This is a genomic window from Micromonospora sp. HUAS YX12, assembly GCF_040215685.1.
GTDB classification, from domain to species: domain Bacteria; phylum Actinomycetota; class Actinomycetes; order Mycobacteriales; family Micromonosporaceae; genus Micromonospora; species Micromonospora tulbaghiae.
Window position 1 is genome coordinate 41,151 of record NZ_CP157974.1, and the last position, 16,181, is coordinate 57,331.

Annotated in this window: 15 protein-coding genes; 6 read left to right on the plus strand and 9 right to left on the minus strand. The window is 71.8% G+C overall.

The genetic code is table 11. The features are described 5' to 3' along the window. Positions 1 to 247: 247 nt before the first annotated feature. Entirely contained in the window at positions 248 to 1,870 is a 1,623-nt protein-coding gene (locus tag ABIH81_RS00210; protein WP_349878366.1) for a cellulase family glycosylhydrolase, read from the plus strand. Between the two features lie 90 nt (positions 1,871 to 1,960). On the opposite strand, the gene miaB is transcribed toward ABIH81_RS00210, so the two are convergent. After that, positions 1,961 to 3,460, minus strand: coding sequence for a tRNA (N6-isopentenyl adenosine(37)-C2)-methylthiotransferase MiaB (gene miaB / locus ABIH81_RS00215; protein WP_349878368.1), 1,500 nt, complete (start codon positions 3,458 to 3,460; stop codon positions 1,961 to 1,963). A gap of 52 nt (positions 3,461 to 3,512) precedes the next feature. On the opposite strand from miaB, the gene ABIH81_RS00220 reads away from it, so the two are divergent. After that, positions 3,513 to 3,740, plus strand: coding sequence for a DUF2277 family protein (locus tag ABIH81_RS00220; RefSeq protein WP_349878370.1), 228 nt, complete (start codon positions 3,513 to 3,515; stop codon positions 3,738 to 3,740). A 122-nt stretch (positions 3,741 to 3,862) separates the two neighbouring features. Here ABIH81_RS00220 and ABIH81_RS00225 read toward each other — a convergent pair whose 3' ends face one another. Both ABIH81_RS00225 and selD read right to left on the minus strand, forming a co-directional pair. Further along, positions 3,863 to 4,342 carry a hypothetical protein gene (locus tag ABIH81_RS00225; RefSeq protein WP_216932628.1) on the minus strand — a complete coding sequence of 160 codons (480 nt, stop codon included), beginning with the start codon at positions 4,340 to 4,342 and terminating at the stop codon, positions 3,863 to 3,865. 213 nt (positions 4,343 to 4,555) lie between these two features. Further along, on the minus strand, positions 4,556 to 5,545 hold the full coding sequence (gene selD / locus ABIH81_RS00230) for a selenide, water dikinase SelD (protein WP_349878372.1): 990 nt from the start codon (positions 5,543 to 5,545) through the stop codon (positions 4,556 to 4,558). 200 nt (positions 5,546 to 5,745) lie between these two features. Between selD and ABIH81_RS00235 the strand changes: the two genes are divergently transcribed. The 4 genes from ABIH81_RS00235 (at position 5,746) to ABIH81_RS00250 (ending at position 9,094) form a co-directional block, all read left to right on the plus strand. Beyond that, positions 5,746 to 6,501 carry an amino acid ABC transporter ATP-binding protein gene (locus ABIH81_RS00235; protein ID WP_120571055.1) on the plus strand — a complete coding sequence of 252 codons (756 nt, stop codon included), beginning with the start codon at positions 5,746 to 5,748 and terminating at the stop codon, positions 6,499 to 6,501. A gap of 50 nt (positions 6,502 to 6,551) precedes the next feature. Beyond that, positions 6,552 to 7,487 (plus strand): glutamate ABC transporter substrate-binding protein, encoded by a 936-nt coding sequence (locus tag ABIH81_RS00240; RefSeq protein WP_349878374.1) that lies wholly within the window; start codon positions 6,552 to 6,554, stop codon positions 7,485 to 7,487. A 78-nt stretch (positions 7,488 to 7,565) separates the two neighbouring features. Then, entirely contained in the window at positions 7,566 to 8,222 is a 657-nt protein-coding gene (locus tag ABIH81_RS00245) for an amino acid ABC transporter permease (protein ID WP_349878376.1), read from the plus strand. After that, entirely contained in the window at positions 8,219 to 9,094 is an 876-nt protein-coding gene (locus tag ABIH81_RS00250; RefSeq protein ID WP_349878378.1) for an amino acid ABC transporter permease, read from the plus strand. Before ABIH81_RS00245 ends, ABIH81_RS00250 begins: the two co-directional genes overlap by 4 nt. A 74-nt stretch (positions 9,095 to 9,168) precedes the next feature. On the opposite strand, the gene rny is transcribed toward ABIH81_RS00250, so the two are convergent. The 6 genes from rny to ABIH81_RS00280 all read right to left on the minus strand — a co-directional run bounded on the left by rny (position 9,169) and on the right by ABIH81_RS00280 (position 16,129). Beyond that, positions 9,169 to 10,935: a ribonuclease Y gene (gene rny / locus ABIH81_RS00255; RefSeq protein ID WP_349878380.1), complete on the minus strand. Its 1,767-nt coding sequence runs from the start codon at positions 10,933 to 10,935 to the stop codon at positions 9,169 to 9,171. 995 nt (positions 10,936 to 11,930) lie between these two features. Continuing rightward, positions 11,931 to 12,635: a 3-keto-5-aminohexanoate cleavage protein gene (locus tag ABIH81_RS00260; RefSeq protein WP_349878382.1), complete on the minus strand. Its 705-nt coding sequence runs from the start codon at positions 12,633 to 12,635 to the stop codon at positions 11,931 to 11,933. Positions 12,636 to 12,686: 51 nt separating this feature from the next. Then, positions 12,687 to 13,379: a regulatory protein RecX gene (locus ABIH81_RS00265; protein ID WP_349878384.1), complete on the minus strand. Its 693-nt coding sequence runs from the start codon at positions 13,377 to 13,379 to the stop codon at positions 12,687 to 12,689. 11 nt (positions 13,380 to 13,390) lie between these two features. After that, the gene (gene recA / locus ABIH81_RS00270) at positions 13,391 to 14,440 is read right to left on the minus strand and encodes a recombinase RecA (protein WP_349878385.1); all 1,050 of its coding nucleotides are present in this window, start codon (positions 14,438 to 14,440) and stop codon (positions 13,391 to 13,393) included. A 185-nt stretch (positions 14,441 to 14,625) separates the two neighbouring features. Next, positions 14,626 to 14,826: a DUF3046 domain-containing protein gene (locus ABIH81_RS00275; RefSeq protein WP_030504158.1), complete on the minus strand. Its 201-nt coding sequence runs from the start codon at positions 14,824 to 14,826 to the stop codon at positions 14,626 to 14,628. Between the two features lie 4 nt (positions 14,827 to 14,830). Continuing rightward, the gene (locus tag ABIH81_RS00280) at positions 14,831 to 16,129 is read right to left on the minus strand and encodes an MFS transporter (RefSeq protein ID WP_349878386.1); all 1,299 of its coding nucleotides are present in this window, start codon (positions 16,127 to 16,129) and stop codon (positions 14,831 to 14,833) included. Positions 16,130 to 16,181: the final 52 nt, after the last annotated feature.

Below are 16,181 nucleotides of genomic sequence, written 5' to 3' on the forward strand. Positions count from 1 at the left end.
GGGCCGGGTTGACGCATCGAGGCGGGCTGATCAGAATGAGCGGCGGAGCCAGGTTCCGGCACCGGCACGAGGGCATCGACGGCTGATCCGCGCCGTCGACGATCGCCGATGCGCATTCCCGCGGGTGGCCGTCCACGTGACCGGCCCGGCGCGCGCTGTCGCGCGTACTCGACGAGGAGCGGGCCGATCCTCCTGGTCCTGCCACCCGCGGCGCCCGTGCGGCGCGGGCATCCGAAGTGGAGCTTCCATGCACCGACGCACCGCCCTCGGCGGCGCCCTGACGGCGCTCGCCACCGCAGCGGCCGGCGTTCTCGTCGCCGCCGCCGTCTCCACCGCACCGGCCGCCGCGGCGGCCGGTGGCACCGGAACCGGTTACCTGCACACCAGCGGCAACAAGATCGTCGACAGTACGGGCGCGACCGTCCGGCTGACCGGCATCAACTGGTTCGGGATGGAGACCGACAACAAGACGTTCCACGGCCTGTGGTCGAGCAACCCGTGGCGCTCCCAGCTCGACACCATGGCCCGGCTGGGCTACAACACGCTGCGCATCCCGTACTCGAACGACGCGCTCAAGGCCGGCGCGACCGCCACCGGCATCAACGACTTCGTCAACCCGGACCTGATCGGGCTCTCCCCGTTGCAGATCCTCGACAAGGTCATCGACTACGCGGGCAGCAAGGGGATGCGGGTCATCCTGGACCGGCACCGGCCGACGTCGGCCGGGCAGTCGCCGCTCTGGTACACCTCGACCGTCTCCGAGACGACCTGGATCAACGACTGGAAGATGCTGGCCCAGCGGTACGCCGGCAACACCACTGTGATCGGCGCGGACCTGCACAACGAGCCGCACGCCGAGGGCACCAACCCGGCCGCCACCGGCGCCTGCTGGGGCTGCGGCGACACCGCCCGGGACTGGCGGCTGGCCGCCGAGCGGGCCGGCAACGCGATCCTCGGCGTGCAGCCGAACTGGCTGATCTTCGTGGAGGGGGTGAGCTGCCCGAGCGGCGGCCTGTCGAACGTCTGGGACAACGACCCCAGCAACGACGAGGACTGCGGCTGGTGGGGCGGCAACCTGTCCAAGGCCGGGCAGTTCCCGGTGCGGCTGAACGTGGCGAACCGGCTGGTCTACTCGCCGCACGAGTACGCCACGTCGGTCTACCGCCAGGCCTGGTTCGACGACCCGTCGTACCCGGCGAACATGCCGGCCATCTGGGACAAGTACTGGGGCTACCTCTACAAGCAGGACATCGCGCCGATCATGATGGGCGAGTTCGGCACCACGCTCCAGGACCCCAAGGACAAGATCTGGTTGCAGAACCTGATGGCGTACACCGGCACCGGCGTGAACGGCATGTCGTTCACGTACTGGTCGTGGAACCCGAACTCCGGTGACACCGGCGGCATCGCCAACGACGACTGGACCACGATCAACCAGCCGAAGCAGGACATCCTGACGCCGTACCTGATCCCGCCGACCGGCGGTGGCGGCACCACCAGCCCGTCCCCGACCGGCACGCCGAACACCTCGCCGGCGCCGACCACCCCGCCGCCTCCGGTGACCGGTGGCTGCACCGCCACCTACAAGCAGATCAACTCCTGGTCGGGCGGCTTCCAGGGCGAGCTCACCGTCAAGAACACCGGCACCGCCGCGGTGAACCCGTGGTCGGCCACCTGGACCTGGCCGTCCGGGGTGACGCTGGCCAGCGGCTGGAACGCCACGGTCACGCAGTCCGGCACCACTGTGACCGCCGCCGCGCCGGCCTGGGCGTCGTCGCTGGCGCCGGGCGCGTCGGTCACCGTCGGCTTCACCGCCAACGGCACCGCCGCGACGCCGGGCGGCGTGAAGCTCAACGGCACCGCCTGCTGACGAAGGAAGGGCCCCTTCTTAACGCCTCCGGTAGAGGAAGGGTCCCCTTTTAACACCGAGTGTTAAAAGGGGGCCCTTCCTTACCTGCGGTCAGTGGGCGGCGCAGCCGCCGACCGGGGCGGGCGCCGCGGCCGGCGCGCCGACCGTCGGCAGTCCGAGCAGCACCCCGGGGGTACGCGGAACCTGTCCCGCCTCGGCCGCGTCCCCGGCCCGGGTGCGCCGGTGCGCCAGCGGCGCGCCGTCGGCGTTGAGGTGGTGCGGGGCGGCGTACGTGACAGTGGTGTGGACGATGTCGCCGGGGCGGATCCGCCCGGCCAGCTCACCGGTGGCGAAGTGCACGAGCCGGCCGTCGCGGGCCCGGCCGGACATCCGGCCGGTGCGCTCGTCCTTGCGGCCCTCGCCGACTGCCACCAGCACCTCGACGGTCTCCCCGACCAGCTTCTTGTTCTCCGCCCAGGTGATCTCCTCGACGCAGGCGATCAGGCGCTCGTAGCGCTCCTGCACGACCTGCTTGGGCAGCTGGCCGTCCATGGTCGCGGCCGGGGTGCCGGGGCGCTTGGAGTACTGGAACGTGAACGCCGAGGAGAACCGGGCCTCCCGCACCACGTCGAGCGTGCGGGCGAAGTCGGCCTCGGTCTCGCCCGGGAAGCCGACGATGATGTCGGTGGTGATCGCCGCGTCCGGCATCGCCGCCCGGACCTTGGAGATGATCCCCAGGTACCGCTCCGACCGGTACGAGCGGCGCATCGCCCGCAGCACGTCGTCCGAGCCGGACTGCAAGGGCATGTGCAGCGAGTGGCAGACGTTGGGCGTCTCGGCCATCGCGGCGATCACGTCGTCGGTGAAGTCCTTCGGGTGCGGGCTGGTGAACCGCACCCGCTCCAGCCCGTCGATGTCGCCGCAGGCACGCAGCAGCTTGCCGAAGGCGTACCGGTCGCCGAACTCGACGCCGTAGGAGTTGACGTTCTGCCCGAGCAGCGTCACCTCCAGCACGCCGGAGTCGGCCAGCGCGCGGACCTCGGAGAGGATGTCGCCGGGGCGGCGGTCCTTCTCCCTGCCGCGCAGGGAGGGCACGATGCAGAACGTGCAGGTGTTGTTGCAGCCGACGGAGATCGAGACCCACCCGGCGTACGTCGACTCGCGCCGGGTCGGCAGCGTGGAGGGGAAGACCTCCAGCGACTCCAGGATCTCCACCTCGGCGGCGGCGTTGTGCCGCGCCCGGTCCAGCAGCGCCGGCAGCGAGCCGATGTTGTGCGTGCCGAAGACGACGTCCACCCAGGGCGCCTTGCGGACGATGTCGCCCCGGTCCTTCTGGGCCAGGCAGCCGCCGACCGCGATCTGCATTCCGGGGTGCTTGGCCTTCACGGGGCGCAGATGACCCAGGTTGCCGTAGAGCCGGTTGTCGGCGTTCTCCCGGACCGCGCAGGTGTTGAACACCACCACGTCGGGCTGCTCGTCGGCCTCGGCGGCGCGCACGTACCCGGCATCCTCGAGGAGGCCGGAGATGCGCTCGGAGTCGTGCACGTTCATCTGGCAGCCGTACGTACGCACCTGGTAGGTGCGCGGGCTGCCCGCGGCTGCGGTAGTCATGACCCGGACAGCGTATCCGGGTGGAGCCGATCGGATCTAACGAGGAGGAGCCGTGTGCCGGAGCATCAAGACCCTGCGTGAGCCGTACGTCCCGGTGGTGACCGAGGAGGACGTCCGCGCCGCCGCGTTGCAGTACGTCCGGAAGATCTCCGGATTCCGTACCCCTGCCGCCCGCAACGCGGCCGCGTTCGACGCCGCGGTGGACGCCGTGGCCGCCGCCACCGCGACGCTGCTCGACCAGCTCGTGGTGCGGGGGCAGCAGCCGGCGGCCCGGGGCTGAGCCCGGGGCCGCCACCGCTCGCCGCCGGAGGGGACACGGCGGCGAGCACCTGTCACGGGTGCCCGCCGGCGTCCGCGCTCAGGCGGCGAGCGCCCGTTGCCCGCGCCCGCGTGTGCCCGCGCTCAGGCGGCGGCGAGCGCCGGGGCGACCGTGTCGGGGGCCCAGCGGGAGCGGTGGCACTGCGACCAGCCCCGGCAGCGCGCGTCGGCGACCGTGCAGAGCCGGTGGTGGCTGAGCACCTCGCCGTCGTCGGTGTCGGCCACGTCGAAGTGCACCGGCCGGATCGTGCCGTCCGGCGCGACCAGCAGGTGCCGGCCGGCGTCGAGCGTGTCGTCACGCATCAGGCAGTTGCGGCCCAGCAGCCGGGCCAGCGCCGCGATCGCGGGCAGCTCGGACAGGCTCTCGGGCACGCCGTAACAGTCGACCACGGTGCCGTACAGCCCGGGCGCCTCCCACACGTCGCAGACCACCGCGTACGCGGGGAGCCGGACCGGGTCGGCGACGGCCATGGGCATCACCACCCGGCCGAGCGCCTCGGCCAGTGCCGGGTAGACCTCCACCGGCTCGCCGCCGTCGATTCTCCAGTTCCACAGCTCGGTCATGCCGCCTCCTCGCTGCGCTCGTTCCACCGGCCTCCGGATCGGGCCTTAATGACGATGGTGGGGTGCATTTGACCTCAGCCGGGCGCAAGTTACCGGTCTGTGACCATTCCGGGCAAAATTCCCTCGGGCGACGTTGCCCAGAGTAGCTGGAAGATGACAGTTTATCGGGTACGGTGCCGCGGCGACGGCCCAGCCGCGCCGCGACATCGCGGCTCAGCGCACCCGGATCAGGTGCTCCGAAGCCGGCAGCAGCTCGCCGATCACCGTGCCACCCGGCACCTCACCGGCGACCAGCAGACCGCCGGAGGTCTGCGCGTCGGCCAGCAGCAGCCGCTCCCCCTCGTCCGCGCCGCCGAAGTCGGTCCACGGCGTGACCCACTCCAGGTTGCGCCGGGTGCCGCCACTGACGTACCCGTCGCGCAGCGCCTCCCGCGCACCGGGCAGGTACGGCACCGCCGCCGCGTCGATCGCCACCGTCAGGCGGCTCGCGCGGGCCAGCTTCGAGGCGTGCCCCAGCAGGCCGAAGCCGGTGACGTCGGTGCCGCAGCGGATGCCCGCGGCCACCGCCGCGCGGGCCGCGTCCCGGTTGAGCCGGGCCATCGACTCGACCGCCTCGGGGAAGCGCTGCCCGGTCTGCTTGTGGCGGGTGTTGAGCACGCCCACCCCGAGCGGCTTGGTCAGCGACAGCGGCAGCCCGGCCCGCCCGGCGTCGAGCGTGATCAGCTCCTCCGGCCGGACCACGCCGGTGACCGCCAGGCCGTACTTCGGGCCGTCGTCGTCCACGCTGTGCCCGCCGGCCAGGTGGCAGTTCGCCTCCCGGGCCACGTCCAGACCGCCGCGCAGCACCTCGCGGGCCATCTCCGGCGGCAGCACCCCGCGCGGCCAGCAGAGCAGGTTGAGCGCGACGAGCGGGGTGCCGCCCATCGCGTACACGTCGGAGAGCGCGTTGGCGGCGGCGATGCGCCCCCAGTCGTAGGCGTCGTCGACCACCGGGGTGAAGAAGTCGGCGGTGCACACCAGGCCCGTACGCTCGTCCAGCCGGACCACCGCGGCGTCGTCGCCGTTCTCCAGGCCGACCAGCAGGTCGGCGGAGCCGCCGGTGGCGCCGAGACCGGCGACCATCGCCTCCAGCTCGCCGGGGGGGATCTTGCAGGCGCAACCGCCACCACGGGCGTAGTCGGTCAGCCTGATCGCGTCGGTCATCCCCTCATGATCTCGGGCCTGCGGCGACGACGCCAATCGGCCCACCCCGGTGATGACGAAATTTCGGACGGGCCGGTACGCCGGTGACCGGTGTTACCGCTCCGTGACCATCTGAGTTGCGTTCTGCCACCTCACCCCGCCTACAGTTGCCCAACCGGGGGTCGACCGAGCCCCGAATTCCGCCATGGACGACAGGGACGGTGGACGACGTGACGACGGGCGACCCGCTGATCGTGCTCGACGGGGTCAACAAGTGGTTCGGGCCGCTGCACGTGCTCGACGACGTGTCCCTGTCCGTCGACCGGGGCGAGGTGGTCGTGGTGATCGGCCCGTCCGGCTCCGGCAAGTCGACGCTCTGCCGCACCATCAACCGGCTGGAGCCCATCGACTCCGGCACCATCACGTTCGACGGGCAGCCGCTGCCGGCCGAGGGCAAGCCCCTGGCCAAGCTGCGCAGCGAGGTCGGCATGGTGTTCCAGTCGTTCAACCTCTTCGCGCACAAGACCATCCTGGAGAACGTCGCGCTGGGGCCGGTCAAGGTACGCAAGGAGAAGCCGGCCGCGGCCCGTGAACGCGGCCTGGCCCTGCTGGACCGGGTCGGCATCGCCAACCAGGCGGACAAGTACCCGGCGCAGCTCTCCGGCGGTCAGCAGCAGCGGGCGGCGATCGCCCGCGCGCTGGCCATGCAGCCCAAGGCGATGCTGTTCGACGAGCCGACGAGCGCGCTGGACCCGGAGATGGTCGGCGAGGTGCTGGACGTGATGACGTCGCTGGCCCGCGACGGCATGACCATGGTCGTGGTGACCCACGAGATGGGCTTCGCCCGGCACGCGGCCAACCGGGTCATCTTCATGGCCGACGGCAAGCTGGTCGAGGACGCGCCGCCGGCCGAGTTCTTCGCGAACCCGCGCAGCGAGCGGGCCAAGGACTTCCTCTCCAAGATCCTCACCCACTGAGCGTCCGTAGTGGAGTCGTCCCGTCGACTCCGTCGAAGAAGGAGATGAGTATGCGTTACAAGCGCGTGGCGGCGGTGGCCATGATGGCCTCGCTCGCCCTGTCCGCGGCCGCCTGCGGCAAGGAGGGGAACCCGGCTCCCAGCGGTGGCGGCAACGCCAGCGGTGGAGCTCAGGGCGACAGCTGCAGCAGCTCGGGCGTGACCTTCACCCCCAAGACGGACGCCAACGTCGCCGGCAGCCCGGCCTTCGAGAAGATCAAGTCGGCCGGCAAGGTCGTCATCGGCGTCAAGTTCGACCAGCCGAACCTCGGCTACAAGGACGCCCAGGGCAAGCGCTGCGGCTTCGACATCGAGATCGCCCAGTACGTCGCCAGCACGCTCGGCGTCGACCCGGCGAAGATCGAGTACAAGGAGATCGCGTCCGCCAACCGGGAGACCGCGATCAAGGGTGGCGAGATCGACTACTACGTCGGCACGTACTCGATCACCGACAAGCGCAAGAACGACGTCTCCTTCGCCGGCCCGTACTTCGTCGCCGGCCAGGACCTGCTGGTCCGCAAGGACGAGTCGTCGATCACCGGCAAGGACACGCTCAAGGGCAAGAAGGTCTGCTCGGCCACCGGCTCCACGCCGATCCAGAAGATCCGCGACGAGGGCCTGACCGAGGGCGAGAACATCGTCGAGTTCAAGACCTACTCCGAGTGCGTCTCGCAGCTGCTCGACAAGAAGGTCGACGCGGTGACCACCGACGACGCCATCCTCAAGGGCTACGCCGCGCAGAACCCGGACGAGCTCAAGGTCGTCGGCCAGCCGTTCAGCACCGAGAAGTACGGCATCGGCCTGCCCAAGGACGACAAGGCGCTGCGTGACTACGTGAACGACCAGATCGAGGCGGCGTTCACCGACGGCACCTGGAAGAAGATCTACGACGGCACGCTCGGCAAGTCCGGCTCGCCGGCCACTGCGCCGCAGCTCGAGCGGTACTGACGGTCCGCACCGACGTCGGACCGGGCGGGGAGGTCCTCCTCCCCGCCCGGTCCCGTCTGGAGAGAGTGAGAGCGAGGTATGGGCGAGTTCTTCCGCGTCCTGACGGACAACGCGAGCCTGTTCCGCGAGGGGTTCTACAACACCGTCAAGTTGTTCCTGATCGCCGGCGTGGGCAGTCTCGTCCTCGGCACGCTGCTCGGCGCGATGCGGGTGTCCCCGGTCCCCGCCCTGCGGGCCTTCGGCGCCACCTACGTCAACCTGGTCCGCAACACCCCGCTGACGCTGGTGTTCGCGTTCCTCGTCTTCGCGGTGCCGAAGCTGGACGTGAACATCGACTACTTCAACAGCGCCTGCATCGCGCTGATCGCCTACACCTCGGCGTTCATCTGCGAGGTGGTCCGCTCCGGCGTGAACACGGTAGCCACCGGGCAGGCCGAGGCGGCCCGCGCGCTGGGCATGACATTCGCCCAGGTGCTGACGCTGATCGTGCTGCCGCAGGCGCTGCGGGCCATGGTCCCGCCCATGATGAGCGTGCTCATCGCCATGCTGAAGAACACCACGATCGCCGCCGGCTTCTCCGTGCTGGAGGCCGGCGCCATCCCGGCGTACATGTCGGAGCGGGGTGAGCCGCAGTTCATCGTGCTCACCTGGATCGTGATCGGCTTCCTGATCCTGATCATCCCGCTGGTGGTGCTCCAGCGGATCCTCGAGCGCAAGTGGGCGGTGGCCCGGTGAGCAGCAGCAGCGTCCTCTACGACATCCCCGGCCCGAAGGCCCGCAGGCGCAACCGGATCCTCGGCATCGTCTCGATCGCGGCGATCGTCGCGCTGATCGCGTTCGTGGTCTACAAGTTCGACCAGACCGGCCAGTTCGAGGCCCGCAAGTGGGAACAGTTCCAGTACGCGGCCGTGCAGCGGGAGCTGCTGAACGGCCTCTGGGCCACGCTGAAGGTCGCCGCCGTCGCCACCGTGCTGGCACTGCTGTTCGGCGCGTTCTTCGCCAGCGCCCGGCTCAGCGACAAGGTGTTGTTCCGGGCGCCCGCCACGTTCGTGGTGGAGCTGTTCCGGGCCATCCCGCTGCTGATCCTGATCTTCTTCGGCTACTACGTGCCGCTGCAGTACGGCTGGCCGATCGACAAGTTCTGGGCGCTGGTCATCGGGTTGACGCTCTACAACGGCTCGGTGCTGGCGGAGATCTTCCGCGCCGGCATCAACGCCGTGCCGTACGGGCAGTCCGAGGGCGCGTACGCGATCGGCATGCGCAAGAACCAGGTGCTACGGCTGATCCTGCTGCCGCAGGCGTTCCGGTCGATGCTCCCGGCGATCGTGAGCCAGCTCGTCGTGCTGCTCAAGGACACCGCGCTCGGCTTCATCATCACGTACCCGGAGCTGCTGTTCGTGGGCAAGCAGATCGGCGGCCGCCTGGCGTTCGGCCTGCCGTACGTGCCGACGTACCTGATCGTCGCGGCCATCTACATCGCCATCTGCGGCCTGCTGTCGGTGCTGGCCTGGTGGCTGCAGAAGCGGCTGACCCGGCTGCCGCGCACCGCGGCCAAGCCGGTGGCGGCCACGCAGACCGACGGTGGCACCGGCGCCACGCCGCTGTGAGCTGACGTCGTCCGACGGACACGGAACGGGCGGGTGGGGTTCTCCCCCACCCGCCCGTTCTCGGTCTTGCCGGTCTAGCGGGCGATCTCGGTGACCCGGGACTCGCGCACCACTGTCACCCGGATCTGACCCGGATAGGTCAGCTCCTCCTCGATCTGCTTGGCCACGTCCCGGGCCAGCACCGCCGCGCCGATGTCGTCCACGTCGTCCGGCTTGACCATCACCCGGATCTCCCGGCCCGCCTGCATGGCGAAGACCTTCTCCACGCCCAGCTTGCCGGCCGCGATCTCCTCGATCCGCTCCAGCCGCTTGACGTACGCCTCAAGGCTCTCCCGCCGCGCGCCCGGCCGCCCGCCCGAGCAGGCGTCCGACGCCTGGGTCAGCACCGCCTCGATGGTCTGCGGCGGCACCTCGTTGTGGTGCGCCTCGATGGCGTGCACCACGTCCTCGCTCTCGCCGTACTTGCGGGCCACGTCCGCGCCGATGATCGCGTGACTGCCCTCCACCTCGTGGGTGAGCGCCTTGCCGATGTCGTGCAGGAACGCGCACCGCTTGATCGTCGGCACGTCCAGCCGCAGCTCGGCGGCCATCACCCCGGCGATGTGCGCGGTCTCCACCAGGTGCTTCAGCACGTTCTGCCCGTACGACGTCCGGTAGCGCAACCGGCCCAGCAGCGTGACCAGCTCCGGGTGGATCTCGGTGATGCCGACCTCGACCAGCGCGTCCTCGGCGGCCCGGAGGCACAGCTCCTCCACCTCCTGCCGGGCCAGGTCGTAGACCTCCTCGATCCGGTGCGGGTGGATCCGGCCGTCGAGCACCAGCTTCTCCAGCGTGACCCGGCCGACCTCCCGGCGTACCGGGTCGAAGCACGACAGCAGCACCGCCTCGGGGGTGTCGTCGATGATCAGGTTGACGCCGGTGACCGACTCGAAGGCGCGGATGTTGCGCCCCTCCCGGCCGATGATGCGCCCCTTCATCTCGTCGCCAGGCAGGTGCAGCACGCTGACCACGCTCTCCGCGGTCTGCTCGCTTGCCACCCGCTGGATGGCGTCCACCACGATGTTGCGGGCGCGCTGCTCGGCGCTGCCCCGGGCGTCCGCCTCGATCTCCCGGACCAGCAGCGCGGCCTCCCGCTTCGCCTGCCCCTCGATCGAGTCGACCAGCTCGGCGCGGGCCGCGTCGGCGGTCAGCCCGGCCACCCGCTCCAGCTCCCGGCGGCGCTGCTCCTCCACCTCGGTCAGCGCCAGCTCGCGCTCGGCCAGGGCGGCCTCCCGGGCGGCGAGCGCCGCGGTGGCGGCGGTGAGCTGCCGCTCCCGCTCGGCCAGGCGCTCCACCTCCTCGGTGTGCAGCCGCTCCCGCTCGTCCATCCGGGCGGCCCGGCGTTCCACCTCGGCCGCCTGCTCCCGGGTGGTGGCGGCCAGTACCGCCACCTCCCGCTCGCCGCTGCGCCGCGCGGTGGCGCGCAACTGCTCGGCGTCCGCCTCGGCCTGCTTGTGCGCCCGCTCCAGCACCGTGTCCGCCTCGGCGCGGGCGTCGTCGAGCACCCGCCGCGCCTCGGCCCGGGCCGCCTTCGCCTCCGCCTTGGCGGCGGCCGCCTCGGCCCGTGCCGCCGAGGCCGCGGACTTCGCCACGTCGATGGTGCTGTTCACCTCGTCGGCGGCCGTCCGCAACGCCGCGAGGGACTGCTCCTGCCGGTCCTTCTCCGCGATGAAGGCCGGATCCTCCGGCGCGGGCGCCAGGCTGAGCCGCTTGAGGGTCCGCACGCCGAACAGCACGGCGCCGACCACCACCACGACCAGCAGCAGCACGACCAGAAGGAGGACGACGTCGAAGGCGCTCATCGAGCCGCTCCGCACCGGTACGCGGACACGCTCGCCCGCCGCACTCCGGCGTCGTGCTTCCGCCCTGCTCCGGTGGCCCGGCCCGTGTCGCCGTGCCGCCCTGCTCCGGTGGCCCGGCCGGGGCCGCCGGCCGGTCGGGGCCCGGTGGCCGGGCTGTCACCCGCCGGGGAGGGATCGGGGCCGTGTGGCAGACCGCCGGTGAACCTGTGCCGCCCTGCCATGGCCGCCTCCCCCTGAACGTCGGCGCCGCAGGACACGCGCGAAGGACACGCGCCTGCGGCTCTGGACGCCCGACCGGAGCGGCTGGCTGTGGGCAGCTTTCCGTCGGCGGTGTCCCCTGCGGGGCACCGCTGGCGGGCCGGTTGCAGTTGTCGGAGGCTCCGAAGTCTCCGGAGCGCCCGTCAAGGGCCGGTGTAGCTGGCCAAAGTGATGCTGTTCTGTTACGAGATCTATGTTGTGCGCTTAGCCTGCGCTGGTCGGGCAAAGTGAGCCTGTATGGCGAGGCTAGGTCGCGAGGGGCCGTTCGGTCAAGGAGTCATGATCAAACCACCCGGACGGAGCGAAGTTACAGCGTCACTCATTGGTGATCAGATGACGGACAGGCCCGGACAAACCCCGTCGCACAGCGCCGCCCTTCGCCGCTCCCGACCTGCTCAGGCCCCCTCCCCCGTCGACGCCACCCGCCACCGCCCCGCACGATCAAGGAGTTGGCGTCCGCCCACGGCCTTCCCGGTGACACGAACTCCTTGATCACCGCGCCGGGTCGAGCGAGTCGCCCGCAGGGCACGCCGGCCGAGGAAGGCGCGGCGGCTCCTGACCCGCCCCTCCCCGCACGATCATGAGGTTGGCGGGCGCGATCATGAAGTTGGCCTGGACAAAACGGACGGGAAGTGCCGCTAAGTTCATGATCAACAGTGCTGGAGCGGATGAGGGCCCGAGCGGGGTGGGCCGGGCCGGGCGGGGTCGGCCTGGGTGGGTGGGGCGGGGTGGGTGGGTCAGCGAGCGGCGGTGGCTCGGGCCGCGGTTACCAGGGTGGCGTTGTCGGGGGCTTGGGTGCCGTCGGGCAGCAGCAGCGTGTCCTCCAGGCCGATCCGGGTGTGCAGACCGCGCCGGACCGCCTCGGCGTACACCGGCCAGGTGGCAGGCCCTTCGCCGTGCAGCAGCACCGGCGGGCGCTCGCCGGGCAGCGCGGCGAGGATCGCCGCCGCGTCGGCGAGTGCCGTCTCGACCTGCTCGGCCATGCACTCGACGAGGATCCGCCCGGTCGGCGCGGACCAGCGGCGCCAGGCGTCGACAGCCGCCGGCGTCCACAGACCGGCCTCGACCATCACGCCGCGCCCATGGAGGGCGGCGGCGACCTCGGCCGCTCCGGGTTCGTGGACGTTCACCGAGGCGAAGTCGGGCAGCACCGTCCAGGCGCGGACGGCGGCGACCCGCTCGGCCGGGTCGGGGACGATCCACGCGCCGGTGCTCACGCCGACCGGCAGGCCGGGACGGGCGTCGCGGATGGCGGTGACCGCCTCGGCGATCACCGCCGGGCCGAGCGACTCGGCGCCGCTTGCGTCGCGCGGGTGCACGTGCACTGCCGCCACCCCGGCGGTCGCGCAGCGCACCGCGTCGGCGGCCAGTTCGGCCGGGGTGAGCGGCACGGCGGGGTGCTCGTCCCGCCGTCGTGTGCCGTTGAGACACGCCTTCAGCACCGGTGTGCGCCTCTCCTCGGGACGGCGACCGCGACGGGGGCGGCCGGTCGGTCAGTCGAGCCGGCGGGAGTCGAGGTCGTTCTCGGCGTCGGCCATCGCGTCGGCGTCGATGTGCTCGGCGAACTCGGCCGCCTCGGCGCTCTGCGCGGCCAGCGCGTCCTTCACCGCCCGGATCGCCACCCCGGCCGGGTAGCCCTTGCGCGCCAGCATGCCGACCAGGCGCCGGAACACCGCGTCCGGCTCGCCCCGGGTGCTGCGCAGCTTGCGCTCCACCAGGGCGCGGGCGGTCTGCGCCTCGGTCTCCTCGTCCAGCCCGTCCAGGGCCGCGCCGGCCACCTCGCCGTCGACGCCGCGCTGGCGCAACTCGTTGGCGAGCGCCCGGCGGGCCAGCCCGCGGCCGTTGTGCCGGCTGCTCACCCAGGCGCGCGCGAAGGCGGCGTCGTCGACGATGCCGACCTCGTCGTAACGGTCGAGGACCTGCTCGGCGACCTCCTCGGAGATGCCGCGGCGGGCCAGCGCGCCGGCCAGCTCGGCCCGGGTGCGCGGGCGCACCGCGAGCTGCCGCAGGCAGATCTCCCGGGCCACCTCGGCCTCGTCGCGCGGCGGAGCCGGAGCCTCCCCTGCATCGGGCTCCGCCGCGCGATCACGGCGTCCCCGGCGAGGCCGGGGCGTACCTGTGGCGTCGCCCGTACGGGGAGGGCCGGCATCCCAGCCCCGGCCCGTACGGGCGCGTCGTCCTGCCACGGGTCAGCGGATCAGAAGTCGACCGGCGGCAGCTCCGGGCCACCGGTGGCGTCACCAGCACCGCCGGTGCCGACGCCGAGCTTCTCCAGGATCTTCTTCTCGATCTCGGCTGCCACGTCCGGGTTCTCGCGGAGGAACTCGCGGGCCTTCTCCTTGCCCTGGCCGAGCTGGTCACCGTCGTAGGTGTACCAGGCGCCGGACTTGCGGATGATCGCCTGCTCCACGCCGACGTCGATCAGCGAGCCCTCGCGGGAGATGCCCTTGCCGTACATGATGTCGAACTCGGCCTGCTTGAACGGCGCGGCGACCTTGTTCTTCACGACCTTGACCCGGGTGCGGTTACCGACCACGTCGGTGCCGTCCTTGAGGCTCTCGATGCGGCGCACGTCGAGCCGGACCGAGGCGTAGAACTTCAGCGCCCGGCCACCGGTGGTGGTCTCCGGGCTGCCGAACATCACGCCGATCTTCTCGCGGAGCTGGTTGATGAAGATCGCGGTGGTGCCGGTGTTGTTGAGCACACCGGTGATCTTCCGCAGCGCCTGGCTCATCAGCCGGGCCTGGAGGCCGACGTGGCTGTCGCCCATCTCGCCCTCGATCTCGGCGCGCGGCACCAGGGCCGCCACCGAGTCGATCACGATGATGTCGATCGCGCCGGAACGGACCAGCATGTCCGCGATCTCCAGCGCCTGCTCGCCGGTGTCCGGCTGGGAGACCAGCAGGGCATCGGTGTCGACGCCGAGGGCCCGCGCGTACTCCGGGTCGAGCGCGTGCTCGGCGTCGATGAACGCGGCGATGCCGCCGGCGCGCTGGGCGTTCGCCACCGCGTGCAGGGCGACGGTGGTCTTACCGCTGGACTCCGGACCGTAGATCTCGACCACCCGGCCGCGGGGCAGACCGCCCACGCCGAGCGCCACGTCGAGCGCGATGGAGCCGGTCGGGATGACAGCCGTCTGCACGACGGGCCGCTCCCCCAGCCGTATCACCGAACCCTTGCCGAACTGCTTGTCGATCTGAGCGAGAGCAAGGTCGAGCGCCTTCTCCCGGTCAGGCCCTGCTGCCATCGTTGCCACCCCTGCCTTCGCCGGCGTCTTTCCTGAGCTTCGCGTCACGCGGGACACGCTAGGCGCTGGGTCCGACAGAAAACCAGCCGACGGGCCGTGAGCTGTGGACGAGCACCCCGCTGTGGACAATAGCCGAACAGGTGTACGACTGGGCAAGCGACACGCGGGATCGACGAAAAGGCTGCTCAGCGTAGTCGGGCGGGCACCCGGTCCGGGTAGGCGGCGACCACGGCGCGCCACACCACGTGCGTTTGCTCACCGGCCGCGAGCGCCTGCTCGATGGTCCGCCCGCCGAGCTGGGACAGCACCTGGTCCCTGGCGATGCTGGCCGCGTAGCCGGGGCCGAACGCCTCCTCCAGCCGCGTCCAGAAGTCGGTCAGCCGCACGTGTTCAGTCCTCCTCGTCGAGTGGTTGCGTACCGGTACGGCGCAGCGCCAGCGCCACCAGCGGCACCACCGCGATCGCCGACAACAGGGTGAGCGTCGGGTACCCCACGGCTCGCATGACGAACCCGCTCGCCGCCGCCGCGCCCGCCCCGGCCAGCCCCATGAGCAGGTCGGACAGGCCCTGCACGCCGGGCCGGTCGGCGGCGGGCACCGACTCCGACAGCAACGTCGAGCCCGCCACCATCGTGCCCGACCAGCCCAGCCCGAGCAGCGCCAGCCCCACCGACAGCAGCGGCGTGTGGTGCCCCGCGGTGCCGGACACCGCGCACGCGGCCAGCAGCAGCGCCACCCCGCCGAGGATCACCGGCCGGCGGCCGACCCGGTCGGTGAGCCACCCCACCACCGGCGACAGCGCGTACATGCCGGCGATGTGCAGGCTGAGCACGACGCCGACCACGCGCAGCACGTCCGCGTCGGAGTGCCACTCGCCGAGGTGCACCGGCGTCATCGACATCACCGCGACCATCACCAGGTGCCCCACCGCGACCGCGGCGATGCCGAGGCGGGCGGCCGGCCGCCCGCGTACCGTGCGCCACGCGGCGACCATGCCACCGCGGCGGGTGACCGCCGGTGCGGCGCCGGGTGCCGGCTCGGCCGCCGTCAGCCGGCGCGCGGTGAGCAGCGGGTCCGGCCGCAGCAGGACCAGGAGTACGACGGCGGTGAGCGTGAACGCGACGGCGCTGAACGCGAACGGGCCGGCCAGCGCCGGCAGGCCCCAGCCCCGGGTGGTCTCGTCGGCGAGCGCGGCGAAGTTCGGCGCGGCCACCGCGCCGATGGTGGTGGCCCAGACCACCAGCGAGAGTTGCCGCCCGCGGCGCTGCGGCTCGGCCAGGTCCACCGCTGTGTAGCGGGCCTGGAGGTTGGCCGCCGTGCCGCCGCCGAACAGCAGCATGCCGACGAAGAGCAACGGCACCAGGCGCATCACGGTGGCGACCACCACCAGCACACCGCCGACCGCACCGACCACGTACGCGAGGACCAGCCCGGGCCGGCGGCCACGGGCGGCCATGAGCCGGGTGACGGGGATGGCGAGCAGCGCGGCGCCGACCACCCCGGCGCTCTGCGCCAGCCCGGCCAGGGCGGTGCCGGCGACCCGGGCGGCGAGCAGCGCGCCGACCGAGATGCCGATGGTGACGCCGATGCCGCCGATGATCTGGGTGAGGAACAGCAGCCGGACGGTACGCCGCTGGATGCCGGCGACGTCGGGCCGGGGCGGGGCCGGCGCGGTCAGGTCGGTGGACATGCGCGCTCCTGGTGGGGACGGATGGTCCCATCCTCCCCCGCCGGTCCGTTCG